The organism is Pseudonocardia halophobica, assembly GCF_027922425.1.
GTDB classification, from domain to species: domain Bacteria; phylum Actinomycetota; class Actinomycetes; order Mycobacteriales; family Pseudonocardiaceae; genus Pseudonocardia; species Pseudonocardia halophobica.
Genome location: NZ_BSFQ01000150.1, coordinates 1 through 989, shown reverse-complemented (window position 1 = coordinate 989; position 989 = coordinate 1). Strand labels below are relative to the sequence as shown.

Here is a 989-nt window from a genome sequence, read left to right as displayed (position 1 = left end):
ACCTTTCGCGGGTGGCCTCGCGGTAGAGCGCCACGGTGCGGACGAGCGTTGCGCATCGCGGCCCGGCCTGGCTGAGCTCGTCGAGCCACTGGTCCTCGACAGCGCAGTTCATCGTGAGGTCGAGCGGCACGAGCGTCACGGGGACGTCGGGCTGGGTGAGGACACGCTGTGCGGCCTCGGGATCCGCGTAGACGTTGAACTCGCCCGCCCCATGGGTGTTGCCCATGCCCAGAGCGCCGCCCATCGCGACGATGCGCCTGATGCGCGGGGTCAGTTCGGGATGCGCAGCGAGCAGAAGTGCGACGTTGGTCATCGGGCCCAGGCAGGCGATCGTGACCGGGACCGACGACTCCCGCAGGACGCTGACCATGAGGTCGAGGGCGGGACGGGGGTCGGCGGGCCCGGGCTCCGGGAAGCCGCTCGAGTGCATGCCGAGGCCATCTTCGCCGTGCCAGTCCGGGGCGACCTCGGCCTGCACGTGTACCAGTGGCCGAGCTGCGCCGGCGGCCACCGGTACGTCGGTACGCCCCGCAAGCGCGAGAATCCGCCGGGCGTTGACGAACGTTGTGTCCAGGGCGACATTGCCGTAGGAGGCCGTGACGGCACGGACGTCGCAATCGGCGCTGGCCAACCCCAGGAGGATCCCGAAGGCGTCGTCCACACCGGGGTCAGTGTCAATGATCAGCGGACTGGGGGTTGGCACGGTCGCCTCCTCGACTTGTCAGTGATGTGGCAATGCCAGCCCGGCGGAGGCCGAAGGACGTGGCCGGGAGCAAGCACACACTTTCCCGGTGCCTCCACGAACTTGCCGACGTGCCGCAGCGACTGCTTGCCCGACCCTCTCCGAGAGGGTGCGGCCTGGACCGACTCCAGCTGAATCGGAACCCCCTTCGTCGGCCCGGTGCACCACGCGGCTGTGGCTGACGTCAACCTCGACCAGGCGGCAGGCGGCACACGATCGGCCGATTTGCCCCTGATCCAAGGAGGCG

General features: G+C 69.5%; 1 protein-coding gene. It reads right to left on the bottom strand.

The window, feature by feature from the left end; genetic code table 11:
• Window positions 1-661, bottom strand: a 661-nt coding sequence (locus tag PKE99_RS37790; protein WP_271215063.1) for a nucleoside hydrolase, incomplete at its 3' end; no start/stop codon positions are given.
• Window positions 662-989: the final 328 nt, after the last annotated feature.